Consider the following 14,835-nt stretch of genomic DNA (forward strand, 5'->3'; position numbering starts at 1 on the left):
TCAGGCCTGGCCGCGGTTGAGCATCTCGAGCCCGACCTTGCCTGCCGCCACTTCGCGCAGGGCGATCACGGTGGGCTTGTCGTTGTCGCCCGGCTCGAGTTCGATTTGCGGCGTGCTGCCGATGGTGAGCTGGCGGGCACGATAGGTTGCTGCCAGGGTGAGCTGGAAGCGGTTCGGAATCTTCTTCAGGCAGTCTTCGACGGTGATGCGGGCCATGTTCAATCCTGTTCTAGAAAGGCGAAATATGCGGGATGCCGCTGGTGCTGGTTGGCGTAGCGCAAACGCGCAGCCCGCACCACGGCGACCAGGTCGTCGAGTGCGGCATCGATTTCGTCGTTGATTATAACGTAGTCGAATTCGGCGACATGCCGCATTTCCCCGCGCGCACCCAGCAGGCGACGATTGATCACCTCGGCGCTGTCGGTGCCGCGCCCGACCAGACGCTCTTCCAGCGCGTCCATCGACGGCGGCAGGATGAACACGCCGACCGCGTCGGGGAAGTGCTTGCGCACCTGCTGCGCGCCCTGCCAGTCGATCTCGAGCAAGGTGTCACGACCGGCTTCGAGTTGCTCCTTCAGCCAGACTCGGGAAGTGGCGTAATAGTTGCCATGCACCTCCGCCCACTCGAGGAACTCGCCGCGATCGCGCAGGGCGCGGAAGCCGGCGACGTCAACGAAGTGGTATTCACGGCCGTCCTGCTCGCCGGGGCGCGGGTCGCGGGTGGTGTAGGAGATCGACAACTGCACGCGCGGATCACGCTGCAGCAGGCCGCGCACCAGGGTCGTCTTGCCCGCGCCCGAAGGCGCGGTGACGATGAAGAGGGTTCCGGGCATGGGGCTCGCGTTCCTTACTCGATGTTCTGCACTTGCTCGCGCATCTGCTCGATCAGCACCTTCATCTCCATCGCGAGGCTGGTGATGTCGGTGGCCGGCGACTTGGAGGCCAGGGTGTTGGCCTCGCGGTTGAGCTCCTGCATCAGGAAGTCGAGCCGCTTGCCGGCGGCGCCGCCGGCTTTGAGGATGCGTTCGACCTCGTCGAGGTGGGTGACGAGGCGGGTGAGCTCCTCGGCCACGTCGATGCGCTGGGCGTAGAGCGCGACTTCCTGGCGGATGCGGTCCTCGTCCAGGCTGGCGAGGGCATCGCGCAGCTTGCCAGTGAGGCGGTCCTGGTACTCGGCGACCACCGCCGGCATGCGCGGCGTGGCGATGGCGACCAGCTCGCGCATGCGGGCGACGCGCTCGCGGATCATGTCGGCGAGCTTGTCGCCTTCGCGGCGGCGGGTGGCGACAAGCTCGTCGAGCGCGGCATTGGTCAGCTCGATGATCACCGGCAGCATCTCGTCGAAGCCGAGGCTGTCGTCGGCGAGCATGCCCGGCCAGCGCAGCAGCTCATTGACCGACAGCGGCGCCGCATCGGCAAAGCGCGCGCGCAGGCTGGCCTGGGCATCGGCGAGCTGGTCGAGCAGCGCGGCGTTGAGCGCCAGGCTGCGTGGCGCGCCATGGCCGGCCTGCAGGTTGAGACGGCATTCGACCTTGCCACGGCCCAGGCGCGCGCTCAGGCGCTCGCGAATCGCCGGCTCGGCCGCGCGCAGATCATCGACAATGCGAAAACCGAGGTCGAGATAGCGCGAATTGACGCTGCGCAGTTCGAGGTGAAGGCAGACGCTGCCCAAGTCTCGCGTCTGGACCGCGAAACCCGTCATGCTGTGGATCATGTGGAGTCTCCGGGAACCCTGCGCGATCGATTACACTCGGGGTCCCATTCAGGAATGAAGCTGCGAAGGCCCGATTCTAGCGCCCACGAAGATGCCGTCTCAAGCCAACTGCGCGCTGCCACAGGGCTTCCAGCTCGATCAGTACCGCATCGAGCGGCAGCTCTCGCTCGGCGGCTTCTCGATCGTGTATCTGGCCTACGACGAGGCGGGCGTGCCGGTGGCGATCAAGGAGTACCTGCCGAACTCGCTCGCGCTGCGCAAGGACGGCGAGACCGAGCCGCAGGTGAGCGACGAGCACCGCCCCGCCTTCCGCTATGGCATGAAGTGCTTCTTCGAGGAGGGCCGCGCGCTCGCCAAGCTGATGCACCCGAACGTGGTGCGGGTGCTCAACTTCTTCCGCGCCAACGGCACTGTCTATATGGTGATGCAGTTCGAACGCGGCCGCACCCTGCACGACTACATCCAGCGCCACCGCGGCCAGCTCAAGGAGATGTTCATCCGCGCCGTCTTCGCCCGCATGCTCAATGGCCTGCGCGAAGTGCATGCACACAAGCTGCTGCACCTCGACATCAAGCCCTCGAACATCTACCTGCGCATGGATGGCACGCCGGTGCTGCTCGATTTCGGCGCCGCGCGCCAGACGCTGCTGTCCGACCAGCCGGTGCTCAAGCCGATGTACACCCCGGGCTATGCCTCGCCGGAACAGTACGACAAGCGCGACAACCTCGGACCGTGGACCGACATCTACAGCGTCGGCGCCAGCCTGTACGCGAGCATCACCGGCAGCGCGCCCCCGCGCGCCGACGAGCGCAGCGTCAAGGACAGCCTGCTGCCGCTGGCAAGGACGCACGCCGACCGCTACGCCCCGCAACTGCTCGAGCTGGTGGACTGGTGCCTGCAGCTCGATCCCCTCGCCCGGCCGCAGAGCGTGTACAGCCTGCAGAAGGCCCTGATCCAGCGTGAACCCGGCGCACCGCCCGCTGCGCACTGGTTCTCCGATCTCGGCAGCCGGCTCAGATCCTTCATCGGGCGGAGTGGATGAGGCACAGCATGCGTTTCACGATCTATCAGGAAAGCCGCACCGGCAAGCGCAAGAGCAACCAGGACCGCATCGTCCATTGCTACTCGCGCGACGCCCTGCTGATGCTGGTCGCCGACGGCATGGGCGGCCACCTGCACGGCGAGCTCGCCGCCCACGTCGCCGCCCAGCACATCACGCAGGCCTTCCAGCGCGAGGCCCGCCCTGCCCTGGACGATCCGTCCCTGTTCCTGTCGCGGGCCCTCAGCGCCGCCCATCACGCCATCCTCGACGACGCCCTCGACCGCCAGTTGCCCGAGGCCCCGCGCACCACCCTCATCGCCTGCATCGTGCAGGGCGGCGCGGCCTACTGGGCGCACGCAGGCGATTCGCGCCTCTACCTGCTGCGCCGCGGCCACCTCGTCACCCGCACACGCGACCACTCGCGCACCCAGTTGCTGATCGACCAGGGTCTGCTGCAGGCCGACGAGGCGGCCGAGCACCCCGGCCGCAACCGGCTCTACTCCTGCCTCGGCGGCAACCACTCGCCGCAGATCGAACACTCGCCGCGCACGCCGCTGCGCGATGGCGACATCCTCGCCCTGTGCAGCGACGGCGTGTGGGGCCCCATCGGCGACGATCAGCTGGTGGCCGGCCTCAGCGGCGGACCGCTCAACCGCCGCGTGCCGCTGTTGATGGACCAGGCCGAGCGCGCCGCCGGCGCGAGCGCCGACAACCTGTCGATGGTGGCGATGTGCTGGCACGACGAGACCAGCGCCGGCGCCGCCACGGTGGACGCCATCTCCACCCGCACCATGGCGCTGGACGACTTCACCACCCGGCTCGACGTGTCGAGCATGGGCGCCGGCGGCGGCGCCCCGGGCGACCTGAACGAGGACGAGATCGAGCGCGCCATCCGCGAGATCAACGCCGCCATCCAGAAATTCGACACGCGATAGGAAACCCCATGCGACCCAGCCAACGCCAGCCCGCAGAACTCCGCCCCGTCCGCCTCGAGCGCGGCTTCACCCGCCACGCCGAAGGCTCGGTGCTGGTCGAATTCGGCGACACCCGCGTGCTGTGCACCGCCAGTGTGGAAGACAACGTGCCCGGCTTCCTGCGCGGCAAGGGCCAGGGCTGGCTCACCGCCGAGTACGGCATGCTGCCGCGCGCCACCCACACCCGCAGCGCGCGCGAGGCGGCCAAGGGCAAGCAGAGCGGCCGCACCCAGGAGATCCAGCGCCTGATCGGGCGCAGCCTGCGCGCGGTGGTCGACCTCGCCGCGCTCGGCGAGCGCCAGATCGTGATCGACTGCGACGTGCTGCAGGCCGACGGCGGCACCCGCACCGCCGCCGTCACCGGCGCCTGTGTCGCGGTGCATGACGCGCTCGTCGGCCTGGTCGCCGCCGGCAAGCTCGCCCACAACCCGATGCGCGAGCTCGTCGCCGCCGTCTCGGTGGGCATCTACCAAGGGGTGCCGGTGCTCGACCTCGACTACGCCGAGGACGCCGACTGCGACACCGACATGAACGTGGTGATGACCGAGGGCGGGGGCCTGATCGAGGTCCAGGGCACGGCCGAAGGCGCCGCCTTCTCGCGCGCCGAGCTCAACGCGCTGCTCGACCTCGCCGAACTCGGCGGCCGCCAGCTGTTCGAACTGCAGCGCGCAGCCATCCATGGAGGCTGAAAAAATGAGCAAACGACTCGTCCTCGCCAGCAACAACGCCAAGAAGGCCGCCGAGATGCAGGCCCTGCTCGCCCCACTCGGCATCGAGGTGGTGCCGCAATCGGTGTTCGGCGTCGGCGAAGCCGAGGAGCCGCACCCCACCTTCGTCGAGAACGCGCTCGCCAAGGCCCGCCATGCCGCAGCCGCCACCGGCCTGCCGGCGGTCGCGGACGACTCCGGCCTGTGCGTCGAGGCGCTCGACGGCATGCCGGGGGTGATCTCGGCCCGCTTCGCCGGCGAGCCCAAGTCGGATGCGCGCAACAACGCCCTGCTGCTGGAAAAGCTCGCCCATCTCAGCGAGCCCGCGCAGCGTGCCGCCTACTTTTATTCGGCCGTGGTGCTGGTGCGTCACGCCGAAGACCCGCGCCCGCTGATCGCCGACGGCGAATGGCACGGCGAGATCCTCACCGCCGCGCGCGGCGAGGGCGGCTTCGGCTATGACCCGCTGTTCTGGCTGCCCGAGCTCGAGCAGACCGCCGCCGAGCTCGACGGCGCGCTCAAGAACACGCTGAGCCACCGCGGCGCCGCCATGCGCCATCTGCTCGACCGCCTCAAGTACCACCCGCTGTGAGTAACCGCCGCATCATCCCGCTGAGCCCGGTCACGGCCCCGGCAAAGCCCCTGCCGCTGCCCGAGCGCCCGCAGCTCGAGGCCCCGCCGCCGCTGTCGCTGTATGTGCATTTCCCCTGGTGCGTGAAGAAGTGCCCCTATTGCGACTTCAACTCGCACGCCCCGCGCGAAGGCGGCATCCCCGAACAGGCCTGGCTCGAGGCCGTGCTCGCCGACCTCCAGCATGCCCTGCCCCAGGTCTGGGGCAGGCGGGTGCACAGCGTCTTCATCGGCGGCGGCACGCCCAGCCTGATGTCGGCCACCACGCTGGACGGCCTGCTCACCGGCATCCGCATGCTGCTGCCGCTCGACCCGCTCGCCGAAGTGACGCTCGAGGCCAACCCCGGCACGGTCGAGGCAACGCGCTTTCGCAACTACCGCGCCGCCGGCGTCAATCGCCTGTCGCTCGGCATCCAGAGCTTCGACGACGCGATGCTCGCCAGGATCGGCCGCATCCACGGTGGCGACGAAGCGCGACGCGCGATCGACACGGCGCGCACCCACTTCGAACGCGTGAACCTCGACCTGATGTACGCCCTGCCCGGCCAGACCCCGGACATGGCGCTCGCCGACCTGGAGACCGCGATCGGCTTCGGCGTGCAGCACCTGTCCTGCTACCACCTCACCCTCGAACCCAACACCCCCTTCGCCCACAACCCGCCGCCGCTGCCCGACGACGACAGCGCCGCCGACATGCAGGAAGCGATCGAGGCCCGCCTGGCGGAGGCCGGCCTCGCGCACTACGAGACCTCCGCCTTCGCCCGCCCGCACGAGCAAAGCCGCCACAACCTCAACTACTGGACCTTCGGCGACTACCTCGGCATCGGCCCCGGTGCCCACGGCAAGCTCTCCAGCCATGAGGGCATCCGCCGCGAGATGCGCCACAAGCACCCGGGGCGCTACCTCGAAGGCGCGGCACGCGGGGATTTCATCCAGGAGGCGCGCGAGGTGTCGGTGGCGGAGCTGCCCTTCGAGTTCATGATGAACGCGCTGCGGCTCACCGAGGGCGTGCCGGCGAAGCTGTTCGCGGCCCGCACCGGCGTGCCGCTCGAGGCCATCAGCGACGAGCTGGCGCTGGCGCGCGAACGGGGGCTGCTGGAGACCGCCGAGGGCCAGCTACGGCCGACGCTGCGAGGGCGGCGCTTCCTGAATGAGCTGCTGCAGGTGTTCCTGCGGGATTGAGGGTGCAGGCCCTCACGACCATGGGGATGAAGCGCGGCCGCCTCGCTCAGCCAGCGGTCGAGGCTCGCTGGCCTTGCCCTCATGCAGCGCCGGATACCGCGCCTGATCAGATCGCCACCGTGGCCGCCGCCCTCGTCGCCGCACCGCAGGCCAGCGCGCTGCTGTCCGGCTATCACGATGAAACCGGCGGCGCGGCCGTCAACGCCGAGGTCGCAAAGAACCGCGCGCTGTCGGTGCGCCAGGCGCTGATCGCCGCCGGCGTATCCGCCGAGCGCGTGCTGATGCGCCGCCCGGCCGTCACCCTGGGCAGCGCCGACGCCGCCGAAGCGCGTCGGGTCGAGGTGCGGGTGCAGTAAGTTCGCAGCACCGGCCCGAGCTCGGGGAGCCTTCATCCTGATCGGGATCCTCGCAAGGCGAAGAACTGCTTGCATTTAATTAGACGCTCGGTCTAATATTGTTTCATGGAAGCACAGCAAACCCCTGTTCGCCGACGCGGCCGCCCCCCCAAGCGGCCCGAACAATCCCTCGAAACGCGGGAGTTGCTGGTGCGTGCCGGGCTCGAGGCGCTGACCGAGAAGGGCTTTTCGTCCACGGGAATCGACGAGGTGCTCAAGCGGGTGGGCGTGCCGAAGGGCTCCTTCTATCACTACTTCGACAGCAAGGAAGCCTTCGGGGCAGAGTTGATCGAGCGGTACGCGCGCTACTTTGCCCACAAGCTGGAGCGCCACTTCGGTGATGCGTCGATGCGGCCGCTCGATCGCCTGTGGGCCTTCGTCGAAGACGCCCGGGCAGGCATGAAGCGACACGATTTCCGCCGCGGCTGCCTGATCGGCAACCTCGGTCAGGAGATGGCCGCGTTACCGGAAAGTTATCGGGCGCGTCTCAACGCGGTGTTTCACGACTGGGAGCAGCGCTTCGCGCGCTGCCTCGAAGCAGCACAGCAGCAGGGAGAGATTCCCCGTTCCGTGGACTGCGAGCAGGCGGCCGTCTTTTTCTGGATCGGCTGGGAGGGTGCGGTCTTGCGGGCGAAGCTCGAACGCAGTGACAAAGCCCTCGAGCTCTTTGCCCGCGGTTTTTTCGCCGGGCTGAAGAAGGCCTAATTTTTTTCATTTTTAGTAGACGATCAGTCTAAAACAGGAGGAGCGAAGCATGTTCAAGGGCATTCTGATTGAGAAGGACGACGCCGGTTACCGTGCCGCCATCAAGGACATCGACGAGGCACAGTTGCCCGATGGCGACGTCACGGTTCGCGTCAGCCACTCGACGCTCAACTACAAGGACGGCCTTGCAATAACCGGCAAGGGGCCTGTGGTTCGCCGCTTCCCGATGGTTCCGGGCATCGACCTCGTGGGCGCCGTCGAATCGAGCAGCCACCCCGACTACAAGCCCGGCGACCAGGTGGTGCTGAATGGCTGGGGCGTCGGCGAAGTACATTGGGGCGGACTCGCACAGAAGGCGCGCCTCAAGGGCGACTGGCTGGTGCCGCTGCCCGAGCGGTTCTCCCCCCGGCAGGCGATGGCGATCGGCACCGCCGGCTACACCGCCATGCTCTGCGTGCTCGCGCTGGAGCGCCATGGCGTGACCCCGGCCCACGGCGAGATCCTCGTCACCGGCGCCGCAGGCGGGGTCGGCAGCGTGTCGATCGCGGTGCTGGCGAAGCTCGGCTACACCGTCGTCGCGGTCAGCGGTCGCACCGAGGAGGCCGACTACCTCAAGCGCCTGGGCGCCTCCGAAGTGCTCGGTCGCGCGGAGTTCGCGACGCCGGGCAAGCCGCTTGGCAAGGAACGCTGGGCGGGGGCGGTCGATGTCGTCGGTAGCCATACCCTCGCGAACGTCTGCGCCACGACCAAGTACCGGGGCGTCGTCACCGCTTGCGGGCTTGCCGGCGGAATGGACTTTCCGGCCTCGGTCGCGCCCTTCATCCTGCGCGGCGTCACGCTTGCCGGCATCGATAGTGTGATGTGTCCGCGTGCCGAACGCCTCGAAGCCTGGCGTCGCCTCGGCGCCGACCTCGACATCGCCAAGCTCGAGACGATCAGCACCGAGATCTCGTTGGCCGAGGCGATCCCTGCCGCATCGAAGCTGATCAATGGCGAGATCCGCGGCCGCGTGATCGTGGACGTCAATCGCTGAACCAGGTGAGCCAGGGTGACCGGCCGTCTCGCGCGGCCGGTCACCCCTTTCACCGGAGGAGCAGCGCCTGGTCGACCAGTTCTGGGAAGAATCACTGACATATCTCGGTCAGTAATTGCGGGCCTTGGAAACCCCGACGGGCGAGTGCAAGGATTCCGCAGAGGCGACGATTCAAACACAACGAACAGTCGACACGGCTCTGCAAGTCACCAGGCGGGGGCAAGGTCATGCAACCCGACGACACGGCGGTGTGCGAACTGCGCGACTGGACACCCTGATTCAGCTGATGGCTGGGCGGTACGGAGAATACGAAACCGCCCCAACCGCGCGCGAAATGCAGGCTCAGGTCTTTCACTTGCCCGCTCCGCCGGGCGGCCGGCAAAGGCCGCCAACGGCGGGCGGCTCAGATGCGGGAGATCACGACCGCGTCACCCTACGGTATAGCCGCCATCCACGACGATCTCCTGCCCGAAGATGTTCTTGGCAGCATCCGAGGCCAGGAACACCGAAAGCTCGGCAATATCCTCCGGCTGGCCGAATGCGCCGGGCATCAGCCGGGAATTGATCTTCTCCGCGACCGCAGCCAGGATCTCGGGCGGCAGTCCGACCGTTCCCCACAGCGGCGTGCCGATCGGGCCCGGTGCGATGGAATTGACCCGGATGCCCTGGGGCGCGAGCTCTGCGGCCAGAGTCTGCGAGAGCGACTTTAACGCCGCCTTGCTGGCGCTGTAGATGGCCAGACCGGGGAAGCCGACCTGGGTGAGGAAGGTGGTGATGAACTGGATCGATCCGCCCTTGCGAATGTGCGGAACGAACAGGCGCGCGGTTTCCGCCGCGCCGAAGAGATTGACCGAGAACTGGGTGTTGAAGGCTTCGGCCGTGCTGTCCTCGAAAGACACGACGCGCGCAATGCCGGCGTTCGGCACGACGATATCCACGCCGCCATGGGCGCTCACGGCTTCATCGACCAGGCGCTTCAGGTCTTCGGGGTTCGTCACATCGCCCGCCACCGCCGTGACCTGCCCGGGATAGCTCGCCTCCAGCGCCTTCAGCGCGTCGAGATTGCGCGCGAACGCGACGACCCGAGCGCCCTCTTCCACGTATTTCTGGACGATCGATTTTCCGATCCCGCTGCTGGCGCCGGTGACGACTGCGACCTTGCCTTCAAGCTTTCTTGCCATGTCTCGCTCCTGAAATGATCCCGAGCCCGGGGTCGTCGAAGCGTGTTTGAAACGAAAGCAATTCTCGTTGACGCTGATCAAGACGGTCCGGCGCCGCAGGCTCAGGGCACGAGCCTCAGGCTGATGAGGGTAAAGAGAAAGCGGGCGACCGGATCGGGCCGTCGCTTGTCGGGCGTCTGCTGATCAGGCATCGCCGCAGCACCCCGGTTTGCACCCACCCGGCGCGGCCGCTGCGTCACTGGCAGGGCTCAGGGCGGCGGACGCGGCAAGCAGCGCGGCCTTGAGGATCAGCGCTTCCGGAATCGCCTCGAAGGTTTCCGCTCCCACTTCCAATGTCCGGCACGCCGCGCCCCCACAGGCCGCGCAGCAGGTGCTCTTGCCGACGGTCGCGCTGAGCCAGTCCTCGATCGAACGGCCGCCGATCCAGATGCGATTCGACTCCGAGGGCATGCACTTGAAGGCGTCGAGCGCGATCTCCCGCGTTTCCAGGACGGGCTCGATGCCAAGCGGGCGCAGCGCTTGTTCAAGCTTGGGGAGCGCCTGGACGATGGCGTCGTACGTGCCGCCGCAGCGCTCGCAGGTCTCCCCTTCCGGCGTCACGAGTCGCTGCCAAAGGATGCTCAGGGTCTTCATGTTGATCGGGATCCTCGTTGGGCAGACGGCTATGGGAGCGACGACCGGGAGGCAGGGAGCCGTTCATTGGCGGAACTCTGGCCGCCGATGTTATCCGCGTCGCGCGACTTCGAGCGCCTAAGGCTTGGCGCTTCGGTCGCGACGTATATTGCTTGTTCGGCTGCCGATAGAGCGACTGATCTGGCATCAAATTGCCCCCCATCGCCTCGCGCCTCATGTGTGGAACACGGCGGCGTGCGCGGGGGGTCTTAAGGATCGCAGTCGGCAGCCGACCCCGAACGAGACATTCGTCAACTCGATGCTGCAGCGGCGGGTTTCTGAATGGAAAGGACCTTCAAGAGAGGGCGTAATGGCGCTTCAGCGTCATGCACCGCCAGACTCACAACTCGCCGCGATGACTGAGGTAACGTCTGATGGCGTGAACAACCTCATCGGCGCTTGCATGGACCTCCACTTCGACCCCGAGCGCCCGCGCAAGCTCACGTGCGTTCGATAGGCTCACATGTGCCCCTCCCCGCTCGGCAGCCTTGACAAGTTCTAGCGCCCGCTCGAGATCTTCAGCCGATTGTCGCTTGAATTGACTCAGGATCCAGTTGAGCATTTCGCGGTGGCCTTTTCGGAGACGACACGATGGAAAGGCCGTCTGACTGTGGGTCGGCTGCCCTTAACGGGGTGGCCGGTTAACGTTTGCGGCCACTGGCTGCAAACGCCTCCACCTTCTTGGTGGGCCCCGAGACGATCAGCAGATCGCCGGGCAGCACGACACTGCTCGGCTTGCCGTGCTGAAAGTCCTCGTGCGCGCGCTTGATACCCACCACCGTGACGCCGAAGCGCTCGCGCACCAAGGACTCGGCGAGCGAGAGGTCGTGCGTGGCTGGCGGCGCCTGTATCTTAGCGATCGCAAAGCCGTCGTCGAATTCAATGTAGTCCATCATTCGCCCGCTGATGAGGTGGGCGACGCGCTCCCCCATGTCGGCCTCCGGGTAGACCACGTGATGCGCGCCGATGCGCTCGGCGATCTTGCCGTGCTCGGGCGTCATCGCCTTGAGCCAGATGTCGCGGATTCCGAGTTCGGTCAGCGCCATCACCGTCATCAGGCTGGCGGCCAGATCGCCGCCGATGCCAACGATGGCGTGCGAGAAGTCCGCCACGCCGAGCTGGCGCATCGTCATCGCGTTGGTCGAATCCGCCTGGACCGCGTGCGTGAGCAGATCCGCCCACGCATGCACCGGCTCGGGATCACGATCGATCCCCATCACGTCGTGCCCGAGTTGCATCAGGGAGTTGGCCACGGAGCCGCCAAAGCGCCCCAGGCCGATCACGACCACACTGTCGCCCTTCGAGAAGGCGAACTGCTCTGTAAATAGCCTAGCCAACAACGGGATGCTCCTCTGGATAGCGGAACGGCATGCGATGCTCGCCCAGTGCGAGCGATGCCGCCAGCGTGATCGTTCCAACCCGGCCGACGTACATCAGCAACACCAGCATCAGCTGGGCGGATTCGGGCAACTCGGCGGTGATGCCGGTGGACAGGCCCACTGTTGCAAAGGCCGAGACCACCTCGAAGATGACCCTATCGGTGGCGATGTCGGTGGTGTGGAGGATGAACACCGTGCCCAGCACGATCACGGCGCTGCTGAGGACAAGCACGGTGATGGCCTGGCGCTGGGCCGAATGGCTGATACGCCGGCCGAAGGCCTCCGTGTCCATACGGCCCCGGATCTCGGCGATCACCAGCAACACCAGGATCATCGCCGTGCCCACCTTGACGCCACCGGCCGTGCCGGCACTACCGCCACCAATGAACATCAGGAAGTAGTGCAGCCCGAGGCTCTCATGCGTCAGCCCGCCGATATCGATCGAATTGAATCCGGCCGTGCGTGCCGACACCGACGCGAAGATCGCTGACAGCAGCTTTTCCCCGGCGGCCATTGGACCGAGCGTGCGCGGATTGGACCACTCGAAGCCAAGCAGCAGGATCGTGCCGCCCACCAGCAGCACGGCCGTGCCCAGGAGCGTCAGCTTGGTGTGCACCGACCAGCGGTGCGGGCTGGCGAACTTCCGGCGCAGGTCATGCAGGACGGGAAAGCCCAGGCCTCCGATCACGATGGCCAGCATGATGGGGGTGAGGATGAAGACGTCGGTCGCATGGCGAACGAGGCCGTCTGCGTGGATCGAGAATCCCGCATTGTTGAAAGCGGACACGGCGTGGAAGAGTCCGCTCCAGGCGGCATCGGCCCAGGGCAGCTCGTAAGTGGTGCGCAAACGCAGCATCAAGGTCAGCGCCGCAAACAGCTCGACGATCAGGGTCACGACCAGCACGAGCTTGGCCACGCTGGTGATGTCGCCGATACCGACGGCGTGTGTTTCGGCCTGCGCGGTGAGCCGCGTGCGCAAGCGCAAGGAGTGGTTGACCATCAGCCCGAGCAGCGTGGCGGCTGTCATCATGCCGAAGCCGCCGACCTGGAACAGCGCCATGATCACCCACTGCCCGAACGACGACCAGTAGGTGCCCGTATCCACGGTCACCAGGCCGGTCACGCAGACCGCCGATACCGAGGTGAACAGTGCGGTCAGCCAGGGCGTGGCGACGGCATCTGCGCGAGCGATCGGCAACATGAGCAGCCCCGTTCCGATCAGGATCGTGATCAGGAACGCGAGCGGAACGACACGAGCCGGGTGCTGGACCTCGCGAATCTTCAATTCGCACCATCCTTCGAGTCATGTTGCGGCGCGGAAAACAGCGCACATCGGGTGCGAATCATACGCCCGGCTGGTGTGAATTGCCCGGGTCAGAACCTTCGTGCCGGCAAACGTGAAGCGGTGGATGGTGATGCGTAGGCCGCGCTCTCGGTTGCTTGAGTTCGTACGTGCGACAGGCTTGCGCATTGCTCATCCCGACGCGAATCGGCTCTCCGGCAAGTTCTTGATCCAAGCTGCCGTTCTGGCGACCGGAGCTTGAGAATTGAGAGACAGCTTGTGGCCGAATGTGTGAGTTCGCGTTGAACGCCCCCACCCACTTCCGTTTATCCTTCGCCCGAATATAGATCACCTTACTTGCCCCACCCGGCGCGCCCGTGCTTCCGGGCACCCGCACGATGTGCAAAGCCTCGCCCTGCCGCCGCGATTCCCTGGCGGCCTCCGGCATCGCGCATGGAACACAAGCATGACCACACTGACCCACGCCCAGCGCCGCGCGACCTGCATCCACGAGGCCGGCCACGCGGTGGCGTTCGCGCTCGGCGGCGTGTCGGTCCATCGGCTCGCAGTCGCCGACGAAGGAGCCGTGGCCTGGCGCACCGACATCCGCAATGGGCGGATGTGCACCGGCCTTTGGGGGCTGTGCGAGAAGGCGGACCTGGTGCTGCCGAGGCAGTTCCTGCGCTGGCTGATGAACGAGGGCTGCCTGCAGCCGGACGGCAAGGGCCACCCGTCGCTGCTGCAGCGTCCCGAGGGCCGGGCGCAGGTGGAAGGTTTTTCCGCGCGCCAGCAGCGCGAGATCCGCGCGCAGATGGTGGGCCTGATGGCCGGGCCGGCGGCCGAGCAGATCTTCAGGGGCGAGGCGGTGCGCCTGAGCCCGACGGGCGAGTTCGGCGAAGTGCGGCAGGCGGAGGATCTGTCCTGGCTGCTGCCGGCGTATGGCGCGTTCGCCCACGTTGCGGCGCTGACGGTGCGCACCTTGCAGCGGCCGGATGTATGGGCCGCGGTCGAGCGGGTGGCGGGCGAACTCGAGCGCGCGGGCACGCTCACCCACGGCCTGCACGCGCTGCTGCCTGCCGCGCTGCCCGACTGGCCGCCCGGCGGCGTCGCGGTTTAGCGCAGCGGCGCGTGGTCTCGCCTACCGCCCCACCCAGCCGCCGCAAACCGGAAACACCTGGCCGACGAAGCAGTCCGCCGCGGCACTGCACAGATAGGCTGCGAACAGCGCATCCTCGCGCGCCGAGACCAGCCGCCCCAGCGGCACCTCGCGCGCGAGCCGCTCCTGGAAGCGCGGGTTGGCCTGCACCTCGGGCGGAAAGTAGGTCGGGTTGTCGACGAAGTTCTGGGCGACGGCATTGACCTGCACGTTGTGCGGCGCCAGCTCAACGCCGATCGCCTGCACATAGGCCAGCTGCGCCCCGCGCGCGGCGCTGTAGGTGGAGGCGCGCTTCATGCCGCGCAGCGCCGAGGCGCTGCCCATCAGCAGGATCTTGCCCGCGCGGCGCGCGATCATGGCCGGCGCGGCGGCGCGCACCAGGCGCGGCAGCGGGGCCACCAGCGCGGCGAACACGTCCCGCCATTCGTCATCACTGACCTCGACCGCCGGGGTCGTGGGCGCGCCGAGGGCCAGATTGGCCACCAGCACGTCGAACTGCCCGGCGGCGCGCACGATGCGCTCGGCGGCCTCCGGTGCGACGAGTGGATCGGTGCTGGCGATCACCTGCGCGCCCTGCTCGGCGAAGACCTCGCACAGCACCGGCCCCATGAATGCGTCCGCCTGGGTGATCAGGACCCGCCTGCCGGACAATGCCTTTTCCATCATCGTTCTCCCGCAATCGATCCACGAAGCTTGCAGGATCAACCTAGCAGCCTGTCGGACTACTCCCTGTAAAATACCGCATCACCCCCGGATCCTGAGAGCATGAGCCGCTTCCGCCCG

General features: G+C 67.3%; 18 protein-coding genes. 9 read left to right on the forward strand and 9 right to left on the reverse strand.

The genetic code is table 11. From position 1 onward, the window contains the following. From rpoZ to ACMV5O_RS07705, 3 genes are read right to left on the reverse strand one after another with little or no spacing between them, the layout of a single operon-like run. Window positions 1-216 (reverse strand): DNA-directed RNA polymerase subunit omega, encoded by a 216-nt coding sequence (gene rpoZ / locus ACMV5O_RS07695; protein WP_416162909.1) that lies wholly within the window; start codon window positions 214-216, stop codon window positions 1-3. Between the two features lie 2 nt (window positions 217-218). Further along, window positions 219-833 carry a guanylate kinase gene (gene gmk, locus ACMV5O_RS07700; protein ID WP_416162910.1) on the reverse strand — a complete coding sequence of 205 codons (615 nt, stop codon included), beginning with the start codon at window positions 831-833 and terminating at the stop codon, window positions 219-221. A 14-nt stretch (window positions 834-847) separates the two neighbouring features. Next, window positions 848-1,714 (reverse strand): YicC/YloC family endoribonuclease, encoded by an 867-nt coding sequence (locus ACMV5O_RS07705; protein WP_416162911.1) that lies wholly within the window; start codon window positions 1,712-1,714, stop codon window positions 848-850. A 91-nt stretch (window positions 1,715-1,805) separates the two neighbouring features. On the opposite strand from ACMV5O_RS07705, the gene ACMV5O_RS07710 reads away from it, so the two are divergent. From ACMV5O_RS07710 to ACMV5O_RS07745, 8 genes are all read left to right on the forward strand, one after another. Then, complete coding sequence (locus tag ACMV5O_RS07710; protein WP_416162912.1) at window positions 1,806-2,756, forward strand: serine/threonine protein kinase; 951 nt, start codon at window positions 1,806-1,808, stop codon at window positions 2,754-2,756. A gap of 8 nt (window positions 2,757-2,764) precedes the next feature. Beyond that, window positions 2,765-3,691 (forward strand): PP2C family protein-serine/threonine phosphatase, encoded by a 927-nt coding sequence (locus tag ACMV5O_RS07715; protein WP_416162913.1) that lies wholly within the window; start codon window positions 2,765-2,767, stop codon window positions 3,689-3,691. 8 nt (window positions 3,692-3,699) lie between these two features. Next, complete coding sequence (gene rph / locus ACMV5O_RS07720; protein WP_416162914.1) at window positions 3,700-4,419, forward strand: ribonuclease PH; 720 nt, start codon at window positions 3,700-3,702, stop codon at window positions 4,417-4,419. Between the two features lie 4 nt (window positions 4,420-4,423). Beyond that, window positions 4,424-5,029: an RdgB/HAM1 family non-canonical purine NTP pyrophosphatase gene (gene rdgB / locus ACMV5O_RS07725; RefSeq protein ID WP_416162915.1), complete on the forward strand. Its 606-nt coding sequence runs from the start codon at window positions 4,424-4,426 to the stop codon at window positions 5,027-5,029. Beyond that, on the forward strand, window positions 5,026-6,249 hold the full coding sequence (gene hemW, locus ACMV5O_RS07730; RefSeq protein WP_416162916.1) for a radical SAM family heme chaperone HemW: 1,224 nt from the start codon (window positions 5,026-5,028) through the stop codon (window positions 6,247-6,249). The genes rdgB and hemW overlap by 4 nt, the downstream gene beginning before the upstream one ends. A gap of 26 nt (window positions 6,250-6,275) precedes the next feature. Beyond that, window positions 6,276-6,605, forward strand: a complete 330-nt coding sequence (locus tag ACMV5O_RS07735) for an OmpA family protein (RefSeq protein WP_416162917.1) — start codon at window positions 6,276-6,278, stop codon at window positions 6,603-6,605. 105 nt (window positions 6,606-6,710) lie between these two features. Continuing rightward, window positions 6,711-7,349: a TetR/AcrR family transcriptional regulator gene (locus ACMV5O_RS07740; RefSeq protein ID WP_345793474.1), complete on the forward strand. Its 639-nt coding sequence runs from the start codon at window positions 6,711-6,713 to the stop codon at window positions 7,347-7,349. A 49-nt stretch (window positions 7,350-7,398) separates the two neighbouring features. Continuing rightward, window positions 7,399-8,382 carry an MDR family oxidoreductase gene (locus tag ACMV5O_RS07745; protein ID WP_416162918.1) on the forward strand — a complete coding sequence of 328 codons (984 nt, stop codon included), beginning with the start codon at window positions 7,399-7,401 and terminating at the stop codon, window positions 8,380-8,382. Window positions 8,383-8,810: 428 nt separating this feature from the next. Here the strand turns inward: ACMV5O_RS07745 and ACMV5O_RS07750 are convergent, their stop codons facing one another. The 5 genes from ACMV5O_RS07750 to ACMV5O_RS07770 form a co-directional block, all read right to left on the reverse strand. After that, the gene (locus ACMV5O_RS07750) at window positions 8,811-9,563 is read right to left on the reverse strand and encodes an SDR family NAD(P)-dependent oxidoreductase (RefSeq protein ID WP_416162919.1); all 753 of its coding nucleotides are present in this window, start codon (window positions 9,561-9,563) and stop codon (window positions 8,811-8,813) included. A 183-nt stretch (window positions 9,564-9,746) separates the two neighbouring features. After that, window positions 9,747-10,196 (reverse strand): DUF2703 domain-containing protein, encoded by a 450-nt coding sequence (locus tag ACMV5O_RS07755; protein WP_416162920.1) that lies wholly within the window; start codon window positions 10,194-10,196, stop codon window positions 9,747-9,749. Window positions 10,197-10,575: 379 nt separating this feature from the next. Next, the gene (locus tag ACMV5O_RS07760) at window positions 10,576-10,797 is read right to left on the reverse strand and encodes a hypothetical protein (RefSeq protein ID WP_416162921.1); all 222 of its coding nucleotides are present in this window, start codon (window positions 10,795-10,797) and stop codon (window positions 10,576-10,578) included. 79 nt (window positions 10,798-10,876) lie between these two features. After that, entirely contained in the window at window positions 10,877-11,524 is a 648-nt protein-coding gene (locus ACMV5O_RS07765; protein WP_416162922.1) for a potassium channel family protein, read from the reverse strand. Window positions 11,525-11,564: 40 nt separating this feature from the next. Next, window positions 11,565-12,899: a TrkH family potassium uptake protein gene (locus ACMV5O_RS07770; RefSeq protein ID WP_416162923.1), complete on the reverse strand. Its 1,335-nt coding sequence runs from the start codon at window positions 12,897-12,899 to the stop codon at window positions 11,565-11,567. A 463-nt stretch (window positions 12,900-13,362) separates the two neighbouring features. Here ACMV5O_RS07770 and ACMV5O_RS07775 point away from each other — a divergent pair, with 463 nt between their 5' ends. Further along, window positions 13,363-14,013: a hypothetical protein gene (locus ACMV5O_RS07775; protein WP_416162924.1), complete on the forward strand. Its 651-nt coding sequence runs from the start codon at window positions 13,363-13,365 to the stop codon at window positions 14,011-14,013. Window positions 14,014-14,034: 21 nt separating this feature from the next. On the opposite strand, the gene ACMV5O_RS07780 is transcribed toward ACMV5O_RS07775, so the two are convergent. Continuing rightward, on the reverse strand, window positions 14,035-14,715 hold the full coding sequence (locus ACMV5O_RS07780) for an SDR family oxidoreductase (protein WP_416162925.1): 681 nt from the start codon (window positions 14,713-14,715) through the stop codon (window positions 14,035-14,037). Window positions 14,716-14,835: the final 120 nt, after the last annotated feature.

This window comes from Thauera sp. WH-1, from assembly GCF_047806685.1.
Taxonomy (GTDB): domain Bacteria; phylum Pseudomonadota; class Gammaproteobacteria; order Burkholderiales; family Rhodocyclaceae; genus Thauera.

Excerpts from the sequence above, each read along its gene's own strand:
- gmk (WP_416162910.1), bottom strand. The coding sequence starts at position 833 with ATGCCCGGAACCCTCTTCATCGTCACCGCGCCTTCGGGCGCGGGCAAG.
- ACMV5O_RS07760 (WP_416162921.1), bottom strand. The coding sequence starts at position 10,797 with ATGCTCAACTGGATCCTGAGTCAATTCAAGCGACAATCGGCTGAAGAT.
- ACMV5O_RS07775 (WP_416162924.1), top strand. The coding sequence starts at position 13,363 with ATGACCACACTGACCCACGCCCAGCGCCGCGCGACCTGCATCCACGAG.
- ACMV5O_RS07780 (WP_416162925.1), bottom strand. The coding sequence starts at position 14,715 with ATGGAAAAGGCATTGTCCGGCAGGCGGGTCCTGATCACCCAGGCGGAC.
- ACMV5O_RS07740 (WP_345793474.1), top strand. The coding sequence starts at position 6,711 with ATGGAAGCACAGCAAACCCCTGTTCGCCGACGCGGCCGCCCCCCCAAG.
- ACMV5O_RS07705 (WP_416162911.1), bottom strand. The coding sequence starts at position 1,714 with ATGATCCACAGCATGACGGGTTTCGCGGTCCAGACGCGAGACTTGGGC.
- ACMV5O_RS07750 (WP_416162919.1), bottom strand. The coding sequence starts at position 9,563 with ATGGCAAGAAAGCTTGAAGGCAAGGTCGCAGTCGTCACCGGCGCCAGC.
- rph (WP_416162914.1), top strand. The coding sequence starts at position 3,700 with ATGCGACCCAGCCAACGCCAGCCCGCAGAACTCCGCCCCGTCCGCCTC.
- ACMV5O_RS07715 (WP_416162913.1), top strand. The coding sequence starts at position 2,765 with ATGCGTTTCACGATCTATCAGGAAAGCCGCACCGGCAAGCGCAAGAGC.
- ACMV5O_RS07745 (WP_416162918.1), top strand. The coding sequence starts at position 7,399 with ATGTTCAAGGGCATTCTGATTGAGAAGGACGACGCCGGTTACCGTGCC.
- ACMV5O_RS07755 (WP_416162920.1), bottom strand. The coding sequence starts at position 10,196 with ATGAAGACCCTGAGCATCCTTTGGCAGCGACTCGTGACGCCGGAAGGG.
- rpoZ (WP_416162909.1), bottom strand. The coding sequence starts at position 216 with ATGGCCCGCATCACCGTCGAAGACTGCCTGAAGAAGATTCCGAACCGC.
- rdgB (WP_416162915.1), top strand. The coding sequence starts at position 4,424 with ATGAGCAAACGACTCGTCCTCGCCAGCAACAACGCCAAGAAGGCCGCC.
- ACMV5O_RS07710 (WP_416162912.1), top strand. The coding sequence starts at position 1,806 with ATGCCGTCTCAAGCCAACTGCGCGCTGCCACAGGGCTTCCAGCTCGAT.
- ACMV5O_RS07735 (WP_416162917.1), top strand. The coding sequence starts at position 6,276 with ATGAAGCGCGGCCGCCTCGCTCAGCCAGCGGTCGAGGCTCGCTGGCCT.